Source organism: Hamadaea sp. (assembly GCF_013362815.1).
Taxonomy (GTDB): Bacteria; Actinomycetota; Actinomycetes; order Mycobacteriales; family Micromonosporaceae; genus Hamadaea.
The window spans coordinates 111,347-121,950 of record NZ_JABFVK010000018.1; the positions used below are offsets into that span (position 1 = coordinate 111,347).

The 10,604-nt window shown below is 69.0% G+C and carries 11 protein-coding genes; all 11 read right to left on the minus strand.

Annotated elements, in window-relative coordinates:
- Positions 1 to 9: 9 nt before the first annotated feature.
- Complete coding sequence (locus tag HOV77_RS11360) at positions 10 to 723, minus strand: M23 family metallopeptidase (RefSeq protein WP_290861132.1); 714 nt, start codon at positions 721 to 723, stop codon at positions 10 to 12.
- Between the two features lie 153 nt (positions 724 to 876).
- The gene (locus HOV77_RS11365) at positions 877 to 2,175 is read right to left on the minus strand and encodes an MATE family efflux transporter (protein WP_290861135.1); all 1,299 of its coding nucleotides are present in this window, start codon (positions 2,173 to 2,175) and stop codon (positions 877 to 879) included.
- Between the two features lie 347 nt (positions 2,176 to 2,522).
- Entirely contained in the window at positions 2,523 to 2,729 is a 207-nt protein-coding gene (locus HOV77_RS11370; protein ID WP_290861137.1) for a DUF6186 family protein, read from the minus strand.
- Positions 2,726 to 3,130, minus strand: a complete 405-nt coding sequence (locus tag HOV77_RS11375) for a hypothetical protein (protein ID WP_290861139.1) — start codon at positions 3,128 to 3,130, stop codon at positions 2,726 to 2,728. Before HOV77_RS11375 ends, HOV77_RS11370 begins: the two co-directional genes overlap by 4 nt.
- Positions 3,131 to 3,170: 40 nt before the next feature.
- Positions 3,171 to 4,148 carry a DHH family phosphoesterase gene (locus HOV77_RS11380; protein ID WP_290861141.1) on the minus strand — a complete coding sequence of 326 codons (978 nt, stop codon included), beginning with the start codon at positions 4,146 to 4,148 and terminating at the stop codon, positions 3,171 to 3,173.
- Positions 4,148 to 4,633: a 30S ribosome-binding factor RbfA gene (rbfA, locus tag HOV77_RS11385; protein WP_290861143.1), complete on the minus strand. Its 486-nt coding sequence runs from the start codon at positions 4,631 to 4,633 to the stop codon at positions 4,148 to 4,150. Before rbfA ends, HOV77_RS11380 begins: the two co-directional genes overlap by 1 nt.
- A 282-nt stretch (positions 4,634 to 4,915) precedes the next feature.
- A complete protein-coding gene (locus HOV77_RS11390) occupies positions 4,916 to 5,212 on the minus strand; it encodes a DUF503 domain-containing protein (protein WP_290861145.1) in 297 nt (98 codons plus the stop codon).
- Between the two features lie 11 nt (positions 5,213 to 5,223).
- Entirely contained in the window at positions 5,224 to 6,231 is a 1,008-nt protein-coding gene (locus tag HOV77_RS11395; RefSeq protein WP_290861147.1) for an SAM-dependent methyltransferase, read from the minus strand.
- A 12-nt stretch (positions 6,232 to 6,243) separates the two neighbouring features.
- Entirely contained in the window at positions 6,244 to 6,921 is a 678-nt protein-coding gene (locus HOV77_RS11400; protein WP_290861149.1) for a hypothetical protein, read from the minus strand.
- A gap of 16 nt (positions 6,922 to 6,937) precedes the next feature.
- On the minus strand, positions 6,938 to 8,224 hold the full coding sequence (locus HOV77_RS11405; protein WP_290861151.1) for a DUF2510 domain-containing protein: 1,287 nt from the start codon (positions 8,222 to 8,224) through the stop codon (positions 6,938 to 6,940).
- Positions 8,225 to 8,453: 229 nt separating this feature from the next.
- Positions 8,454 to 10,604: translation initiation factor IF-2 (gene infB / locus HOV77_RS11410; RefSeq protein WP_290861153.1), on the minus strand; the 2,151-nt coding region annotated here is incomplete at its 5' end.

Consider the following 10,604-nt stretch of genomic DNA (forward strand, 5'->3'; position numbering starts at 1 on the left):
GGGTACGGGCTAGGGATCGGTCAGCGGTTTGCTGGGGCAGCCGTGCTGCTTCTGCCAGGCCTGGATCGCTGCTACCGGCGATTGGTTGACACCCTTGCGCCAGGCGTCCAAATAGGACCACGGGAAGATCACGCCTCGGCGGACCCACCAGTCCCCCGTCTTCTTGCAGACGGGCGAGATGCCGAAATGCAGATGGCACGCGGTCGTGTCGCCGGTCTTGCCGACCTTGCCGATGTGCTGACCCGCCACCACCCGCGCGCCGGGCTTGATGGTCTTGTCGACCTCCGACAGGTGCGAGCCGTAGTAGCGCACGCCGTCGTCACCGAGCAGCGACCAGGACAACCCGCCGCGGGTCGCGCCCGAGTTGACCTCGGCGTCCCAGGTGTCCTCCAGGCTCACCTCGAGGATCACGCCGTCGATCGGAGCGACTACGCCACTGCCGCACTTGGCCATGATGTCGGTGGCCGGATAGTCGTGGTGGGTGTGGGCGTACGACGCCGTGCCCTGCACCGGGAACTTGTAGACCAGCGCTTTCGGCGTCTTCACCGCCGGACTGGGGCTCGCCGACGGGCTCGACTCGAGCTTCGCCTGCGCCCGGTCGTCCAGGAACGACGCCGGCGTGTTCTTCCCCGCCGCGCCGCCGCCGAGCAGCGCGACCCCACCGATCAGGCCCAGCCCGAGCACCACCGCCACGATCGCCAGGATCAGGGGAATCCGCCGCACCGCGCGAGTCTAGACCTTTCGCCCGTTCCCCGCAGATCACGCCCACCCTCCCCCTCCCCACCCCGTTGATCATGTCGCGCCCCCATGATCGTCTCGGATGCATCACCGACGCGACCCGCGCGGGCACGGGCTCCAGTCAGGCGCAGGCTCCCGTCAGGCGCGGGCGACCCCGGGCACCGCCCACGAGCCGTCGCGCAGCCGAAGGAGCAGCGCACCCAGCCGGAGGACGATGAACAGGGTCAGCCCCGCCCACACGCCACCGAGTCCGAGGTCGAGCCACAACGCCAGCCAGATGGCGGGCAGGAAACCGCACAGTGCGGCAACGATCGTGAGATTCCGCAGGTAGCGGGCGTCTCCCGCACCGACGAGTACGCCGTCGAGGGCGAAGACCACTCCGTTGAGCGGGAGCATCCCGATGAACCAGGGCCAGACGATGGCCAGTTGACCGAGTACGTCCGGGTCGTTGCTGAACAGATGCGGTAACACCGGAGCCAACGCCAGCACCAGGACGCCGAAGATCACTCCGCAGGCGAGCCCGATCTGCCCGATCCGAGTCGCCGTACGCTTCGCGGTGACCACGTCGCCCGCCCCGAGCGCGGCGCCGACCAGGGATTGCGCCGCTATCGCGATCGCGTCGAGGGCGTACGCGCAGAACATCCAGAGCTGGAGCCCCACTTGATGGGCGGCGACCGCGGCAGCGCCGAATCTTGCGGCGACCGCCGCCGCGGACAGGAAGCAGAGCTGGAAGGCGAGTCCCCGGACGAGCAGGTCGCGGCCGAGGACGAGGTGTTGCCGCAGCATGGCGAGGCGCGGCGCGAGCGGTACGCGTTCCGCGACCAACGCCCGGACGAACAGCGCTCCCCCGACGACCTGAGCGGCGACGTTGGCGACGGCGGAACCGGCGAGCCCGAGGCCGGCCGGATAGACCAGCAGCGGGCAGAGGATCGCGGAGAGGACGTTGGCTCCGAGGACGTACCACAGCGGTCGTTTGGTGTCCTGTACGCCGCGCATCCAGCCGTTGCCTGCGAAGACGAGCAGGATGAACGGAATCCCCAGCGAAGCGATCCGCAGCCACAGTTCGGCGTGCTCGGCGATCTCGGGATCACCGCTGAGGGCGCGAGTGACCGGCCCGGCCAGCAGCTGGGCGAGGAGCACGAAGCCGAGACCAGCCGCCAGGGCGAGCCAGGATGCCTGGACGCCCTCTTCCACCGCAGTACGCCGAGAGCCCGCGCCGAAGCTGCGCGCGGCTCTTCCCGTGGTGCCGTACGCGAGGACGTTGCCGAGCCAGGCGGTCACGGCGAGGATCGTCCCGCCGATCGCGAGCGCGGCTAGTGGCACTCGGCCGAGATGGCCGACCACAGCGGTGTCGACCAGAAGATAGAGGGGCTCAGCGGCGAGAACTACGAGCGCGGGTAGCGCGAGCGCCGCTATACGCCGAAGGCTGGGGGTCACCCGCCTATGGTGCCGTTCTCCTTGTAAGGAGTCAATTCGGCAGTGCTAGTTACGGCTACTGGCGGGTGTCCATCGACGTCTGCAGGGCACGGCGGATCTGCTCACGCTGTTCGTCGGCGTTCGGCTTGGGCTTGGCTGGAGCTGACTTAACGTTAGTTTGCATAGTTCGCAAAACTATCGTTCAGGTCCACATGCAGGAACACCTTTCCCACATCCTGAACGTCGGGCGTACGACAGACCCTGCGACAACCCCTGCAGATCACGGTTATGCATGCGATCTTGGGCACCGGAAGCATGGATATCCGTGATCTAGCGCCCAAAGCCGGGAGCGCCCAAAGCCGGGAGCGCTAGCGCGCGAGAAAGTGCCAGCCGACCCACCACCAGAAGCCGAAGACGGCGATCCGCCCGACGGGGATGCGCCCGACTTCGTGGGTCATGACGACGGCGGCCATGTCGCCGAGGGTCGGGATGCGACGCGTACGCCGAGCGGCCCATTCGATGGCGATGATGAGCAGGCCGGCGAGGATGAATCCGGCGATGGCGAGCAGTCTCATCGGCGTACCAGCCCCCAGAATCCGGCGAGCCAGCCGAAGTAGAAGATCGTGCGCGGCAGGTAGTTGTCGAGCAGCGGATCGGCGAGCAGCGACAGCGTCGGGTAGTTCTTGTCGTCGCCGATCGCGAAGGTGCTCAGTTCGAAGACCACGAAGACGCCGACCGGCAGCAGCCACCAGGCGAGCCCGGCGGGGAGGCGGCGCGGGGCCGGCCGGCGGGGGACGCGCTGGCCGAGCCCGAGGTACATCATCACGGCACCGAGGGTGAAGACGTAGACGTTGGCTTCCAGGGAGAAGGACGGAAGCAGGCCGCCCAGCAGCGACAGGAACGCGAAGATCGGCAGCATGACGGCCGGGCGCGACCAGGCCGGCGCGCTCGGAACGGCAAGTTCCGGGTGATCCATGACTCGATTGTGGCTGGTTCACCCCGGCCCGGGGAGGGTTTTATTCCCCTAATGCGATCCTTATCCGGTCCATGATCTCCGCCGGAGTGCCGTAGCCGGTGAACCCGGCCGCAGCGCGGTGACCACCGCCGCCGAGGGCGACGGCGACCCGGCTGAGGTCGACTCCGCCCCGGCTACGCATCGACACTGACCATTCGGCCGGGCCGACCTGCTTCAACAGGCAGGCCACGTCGGCCTCGGCAGCGCAGCGGATTCCGTCGATGAGCCCCTCGAGGACGTACGGCGCTTGACCGTGCCGCTCGAGGTCGGCCAGGCTGGCTGCGCTCCAGACGAGGCGGTTCTCCGGCTCCAGGACCGCCCGGCTGAGCACCTCGCCGTAGAGCTTGACCGCGCCGAACGGGCGCGTGTCGAACACCCGGCTTGAGATCTCCCCCGGGTCGAGCCCGGTCTCCAGCAGGTCGGCCGCCAGCCGGTGCACTTCGGGGGTGGTGAGGGCGTACTTGAACGAGCCGGTGTCGGTGATGACGCCGATGTAGAGGCACTCGGCGATCTGGAGGTCCAGCGGTACGCCGAGCCGGGAGATCAGCTCCGCAGCCACCACGGCAGTGGCGGCCGCACCGCTGTCCACCAGGGGAATGTCACCGAATCCGGTGTAGCTGGCGTGATGGTCCAGCACGATCGTCGGCACTTCACCGAGCAACGACGCGTACGCACCCAGGCGCGATTCCGCCGCAGCGTCCAGCGTCACCATGAGCACCGGCGCCTCCGGCGAATCGACCAGCAGGTCGAGGCCGGGAAGCACGAGGAACGGCTCCGGGAGCGCCGACGGCCCGGGATAGGTCGCCTGGACCTTGGTCGCGCCGAGTTTCCGCAGCGCCTGCCCGACCGCCAGCATGCTGCCGAGCGCGTCGCCGTCCGGGTTGACGTGGCAGACGAGCAGGATGGGATCGCCGGCCGCGACAGCCGTACGCAGAGCGCCGGTCGCCGCGGCCCACCGGTCTTCGGTGATCTCTCCCATCAGCGACGCGCCGCCGCGTCCTCGGCCTCTTCGAGATCCTCGTCGTCGGCGAACTCGGACTCCTCGTCCTCCTCCACCTTGTAGGGCTGGGCGTCACCGGCGTACTCGGCGCCCTCGGCCAGCTTGTGGACCTCGCGATCGCGCAGACGCGCCTCGGCGAGCAGGTCGTCGATGTGCTTGACATGCTCCTGGACGTCGTCGAGCACGAACTCCAGCGACGGCGAGTGGCGCAGACCCAGCGCCCGGCCGACGGAGCCGCGGAGCATGCCCTTGGCGCTGTCGAGAGCGGCGGCGGTGCCGGCCTTGGCCTCGGCGTCGCCGAGCACGGTGTAGAAGATGGTGGCTTCACGCAGGTCGGCGGTGAGCCGGGCGTCAGTGATCGTGATCATGCCCAACCGAGGGTCCTTGATCTGCGTCCGCACCGCCGACGCCACCAGTTCCCGCACCCGCTCGGCGTGCCGTCGCACCTTAGCAGGATCGGACATCTCGCCACCTCCACACGTATCGGACAGCGGAGAAGGAACGAAACGGGTGTCTCGCCGGATCGTCCGGATCTCCGGCCACCAGATTACCCGGCCAGTCTGTACCCACCGGCCGCCGTGATCACCCAGCGGACCGCCGCCCCGATCGCCGCCGGATGAGCGCCGGACCGCCGCCGAATAAGCGCCGGACCGCCGCCGGATGAGCGCTGGATCAGGGTTCTGGGTCGAATCTTCGTCCATGATTCGACCCAGAACCCTGATCCAGCGCGCCGAAGACCCCGGCGGCTAGAAGTCGTCGTCGCCGATCACCCGGCGCTTGACCGAGAGCAGCTCCACCTCGGGCCGCCCGGCGACCGCCCGCTCGCAGTGGTCCAGGATCTCGCGGACATGCGCGGCGTCGGCGGCGACCACCGCCACCCCCAGCTGAGCGCGTCCGTGCCGGTCCTGGTCGCCGACCTCGGCCGCGCTCACCTCGTACTTGCGGAGCACGGCGAGAATCGGGCGCAGGTAACCCCGCTTGTCCTTCAGCGACCGCGAGTCACCCGGCAACAACAGGTCGAATAGCGCAGTTCCAGTGAACACGAAGATCCATGTTACGAGCGCCGGGCCACCAACACGTCACGAGTTATTCCTTGGTCGACCCAGTGCTCCAGCCCAGCCGGCTCGAACACCGCCAGACCGTGCCGCTCCAGCAGCTCCACCGCCTGCTCGCGCGGCGCGACGTGCGTGTTCCACGACAGGCCCACGGCTCCCCCGGGCCGGATCAGCTCGATCCACCCGGGCAACGCGGCCGACAAGAGCTCCGCGGGTCCTCGCTCCAATCCCTTGCTTGTACGCGAGCCGTGGACCACGCCGTAGGGAAGATCTGCCACCAGTAGATCGGCGACCTGCCGCTTCATCAGCGCCCGGGCGGCGGTCGTGTCCGACTCGAAGAACGTCAGGCGCTTGTCGTCAGAGGTGAATTCGACGTCGAACCGGCGGCCGAGTTTGCGGCCCTCTCGGCGTACGGGGGTGATCTCGGCGCGGTGCTTCACCCGCTTCCGCCGGAGCCACGTCTTCAAGAACGCGGCGTACGCCTCGAAGTCCTTCCCGTCGATCTCGATGCCGATCGGGTTCCACCCGTACATGAGCGCCTGGTTCAGCGTCGTCCCGCGCCCGGCGACCGGGTCCAGCACGGTGAAGGTACGCGAGCCGAACTCGCTGCCCCAGGCGCTGGCCAGGGCGGTCACGTTCAGCAGGAGCTTGGTGAAGTTCTCGTTGGTCTTCCCGGAGTACTTCGGAATCGTGATCAAGTCGTCGTCGAACTTGTCCAGCCCCGGCGTCGCGATCGGGCGCAGCAGATCGCCGGAGACCAGCTCGAACAGGGCGAGCCCGCTGGAGAGGTTGCCGAGCACGGCCAGGTCCGCCGAGCTCAGCGGCTCTTCGGTGGCGAAGACGAGATACGTCTGCCCGCCGAGATCGCGCGGCGAGGCCGGGCCGAGCCGATCCTCCAGCGCTCCCGTGGAGAACGCGGCCAGCTCGGCTCTCGTCAGGTCGGGCGCGGACTGTGTGTAGACCCGGTTGGCGGACGGCGCGACGAGCAGCGCGTATTCAGTTCCCACAAGGCAGACAGCCTACCGGGCCGTAGACCACGCCCTCGCATACCAACCCAGCCACCGGTGTGGCTGGTAGGTCTCCGCGCCCCGGCCGACCGCCTGCGCGATGGTGACGACAGGCGGCAACGGCAGTCGCCAGCCGGCCGGCGGCAGCCCGCCCTCGGGAGGGGCCAGCGTCTGCCAATACGGCCGCAGCTTCGGGTACGCCTCGATCGCGGCCAACTGCCGCGGATAGATCTCCAGCGCGATCCGCCGTTTGCCGCTGATCTGCAGCACCTCGTGGGCCTGATCGTTGAGGAAGTCCGCGACCCGTCCCTTCACCTCGTCCTGCACCGAGGACGGGATGTGCAGCTTCGGCTTCGCGTCCTGCGGAGCCTGTTCGTACGCGATCCCGACGGCGACGACGTCGTCCCAGCGGATGAGCACATGCCGGGAGCCATGCCAGAATCGCAGTCCGGCGGCGTCGAACTCCAGGCTGCGCCCGCGCAGGAAGACGGGGAGCTTGATCAGCAGAAAGATCAGGACCAGACCGAAGATCCCGCCGATGACATAGCCGAGCGGCGCGTCCGGCTCCTGAATGGATCCTTTGACGGCGACGAAGGTGATCCAGCCGAGAAACACCACCATGCCGAGGGCGAGGACCACATTGGACCGTCCAAGCCCTACTTTCACCGAGGACGAGGGGCTGCCGTTCATAGCGGCCGATGCTAACTCACCGTCGCACGTGCTGGGTCCACTGCCGTCCGTCCCACCACCGGGCGGGCGCCTGCCGCCAGGGATCGGGGTACCAGCCGGGCGGCCGTTGCTGCGGCACCGAACGCGGCGGCACAGGTGGTCGGGGCGGAGGCGCAGGCGACGGGAGCGGAGGAGGTGACGGCGGCAGCGGTGCCGGTGAGATCGGCAGAACCGGTGGCTCCCAGGGCAGACCCGTCAGTTCGCAGACGAGCTGATGCAGACCGGGCGCGGTGAAGTCGCAGACGCGCCCGCTCAGGTTCACCCCGTTGCCCTTGAAGCGGTTGAACACCAGTGGAGCCTCATCGCGTACCAGTAGGGCCAAAACCTGCTGGCCCGGCGACCCGGACAGGTGCACGGCCGTGACCTGAGGCCAGCGCACCGTGCCGCCCACGGTCTTGGACGTCATGACCTCGTGCGCCCAGCCGAGCCCACCGGTCGTGAACAGCAGCGCGACGCCGCGCATCGTGTCGGCCGGGCGTCCGCAGCGGACCAAACCGATCAGCTCGTCCTCGGCCGCGAGCCCGGCGATCAGCAGCTCCTTCTGGCCGCCGTAGAGGGAGTTCTCGAGCTGACCGGCGGCGACGCCCAGCCGTTCGGCCGCGTATGCCATTCGCCCCGCGGCGACGGCCTGCGCGCGCGGCGTCCACAGCGTTCGAGCGTCCCGGCCGACCGGGAAGTCCACCCCACAGTCGGGGCAGGCGACGAGAACGGACTCCTCCCGCATGGCCCGGCAGTTCGGGCAGAACGTGACGGCATGCGAGTCGAATTCGATCCCGTCGCAGCGTACGCAGCCCGGCAGATCCGCCTGCACGTCGGCGCGGATCTTGCCCATCCCGCCGACGAAACGCACAACCGCTAGCACCGGATTCTCCGCGAGCATGCCGACGCTCTCGATGATCGTCTCGGCGACCTCGCCGGACTTGCCGGCCGCCTTGGTGGGCCGGGCCGGATTGACGAGCTTCTCGGCAGCGAGTCCACATGCGACGCAGACCGGCCGGATCCGCAGCGGCAGCGCGGCCCGGATGAGCGTCTGGTTCCGCAGCAGATCGAGACAGTCCGCCTCGGCCTCGCTGAGCTGGATGTCCGCGTCGCCGGCGAGTGACTCGCCGAGCCGATCGAGCGCCTCCACGGCCAGTGGCGGCCCCGCGACCGTCGGCCGGCGTCGGACCATCATCGCCAGCTCCCGGTAGGCGGCGATCTCTTCGATCCGCAGATATAGCGCGCGGTCGTCACCCGCGCTGATCACGACGCCCGGCCGCTCCACGGCGCGATGGTAGTGCCGGCCGGCCGCTCAGCCAGTCGGCTCCCCGACACCCTCGCCCACCCCTTCCCGTTGATCATGGACTTAGAGCCTCTTGGCGGAGATCAACGGAGAAAATGTGGGGCTATGGCACCGCGAATCTTCCGCTGATCATGGCCGCCCATGATCGTTGGGCGCAAAAGAGGGGCGGCCACCCGAAGGTGACCGCCCCGCCGTACTCAGCGAGCGAGCGTCAGACGCGCGGCTTTTCGCGCATCTCGTAGCTCTCGATGATGTCGCCGATCTGCGGGCTGCCGAAGCCGCCCAGCGTCAGACCACACTCGAAGCCCTCGCGCACCTCGGTCGCGTCGTCCTTGAACCGCTTGAGCGACGTGATCGTGACGTTCTCCGCCACGACCGTGCCCTCGCGGATGACGCGCGCCTTGGCGTTGCGCCGAAGGAGCCCGTCGCGGACGATACAACCCGCGATGAGACCGATCTTGGACGAGCGGAACACCTCGCGGATCTCCGCCGAACCCAGCGCAGCCTCCTCGAAGACCGGCTTGAGCATGCCCTTGAGGGCCGCCTCGATCTCCTCGATGGCCTGGTAGATGACCGTGTAGTACCGGATCTCCACGCCATTGCGGTCGGCCATCTCGCGCGCCGACTGCATCGGGCGAACGTTGAAGCCGATGATGATCGCCGTCGAGTCGGCCGAGGCCGACGCCAGGTTGACGTCGCTCTCGGTGATCGCACCGACGCCCCGGTGGATGATCCGCAGCTGGATCTCGTCCGGAATCGGCAGCTTGACCAGCGCGTCTTCCAGAGCTTCCACCGAACCGGCGACGTCGCCCTTGATGATGAGGTCGAGCGTGGTGCGCTCGCCTTCCTTGATCTTCTCGAGCAGCGTCTCCAGCGTCGCCCGGCCGGCCAGTCGCGCCTGCTCGGCCGCCCGCTTACGGGCCTGCCGCTGCTCGGCGATCTGGCGTACCGTCCGGTCGTCGTCGGCGGCGAGGAACGTGTCGCCCGCACCCGGCACCGCGGTCAGACCGAGGACCAGGACCGGACGGGCCGGACCCGCCTCCGGAACCGGCTGCATGTTCTCGTCGAGCATCGCCCGGACCCGGCCGTACGCGTTGCCGGCCACGATCGAGTCGCCGACTCGCAGCGTGCCCCGGTTGACGAGGACCGTGGCCACCGGGCCGCGTCCCTTGTCGAGGTGCGCCTCGATCGCGATGCCCTGCGCGTTGCCGTCGATCGGCGCCCGCAGGTCGAGGGAAGCGTCGGCGGTCAGGAGCACCGCTTCCAGCAGCCCGTCGATGTTGATCCGGCTCTTCGCGGAGATGTCGACGAACATGGTGTCGCCGCCGTACTCCTCGGCCACCAGCCCGTACTCGGTGAGCTGCTGGCGCACCTTGCCCGGGTTGGCCTCCGGCTTGTCGACCTTGTTCACCGCCACCACGATCGGCACGTCGGCCGCCTTGGCGTGGTTGAGCGCCTCGATGGTCTGCGGCATCACGCCGTCGTCCGCCGCGACGACCAGGACCACGATGTCGGTGGCCTGGGCGCCACGGGCACGCATGGCGGTGAACGCCTCGTGACCCGGGGTGTCGATGAAGGTCAGCGCCCGGTCTTCACCCTCGTGCTCGACGTGCACCTGGTACGCGCCGATGTGCTGGGTGATTCCGCCGGCCTCGCCCTCGACGACGTTCGCCGACCGGATCGCGTCCAGCAGCTTCGTCTTACCGTGGTCGACGTGACCCATGACGGTCACCACCGGCGGCCGGACGACCAGACGCTCCTCGTCGACGTCGGCGTCGAGGTCGATGTTGAACTGCGCGAGCAGCTCGCGGTCTTCCTCCTCCGGGCTGACGATCTGGAGATCGAAGCCCAGGTGCTCGCCGAGCAGCATCAGCGTGTCGTCGCTGCACGACTGCGTCGCCGTGACCATCTCGCCCAGGTTGAACATCTCCTGGACCAGCGAGCCGGGGTTGGCGTTGATGCGGTCGGCGAAGTCCGACAGCGAAGCGCCACGCGGCAGCCGGATGATCTGGCCGTTGCCCCGCGGAGCGCCCGAGCTCATCGTCGGCGCCGACAGGTTGTCGAACTCTTGACGCCGCTGCTTCTTGCTCTTCCGACCGCGCGAGGGCCGGCCACCGGGACGCCCGAAGGCACCCGCTGCGCCACCACCGCGACCACGGCCGCCGCCACCACCGGGACGGCCACCGCCGCCTACCGGTGCACCGCCGCCACCACCAGGGCCGCCGCGGTAACCAGTGCCCGTACCGGCACCAGCGCCACCGCCGCCACCGGGACCGCCGCGGTAGCCACCGCCACCGCCGGCACCGCCACCGGGACCGCCGCGGAAGCCACCGCCACCGCCGGCACCGCCACCAGGGCCGCC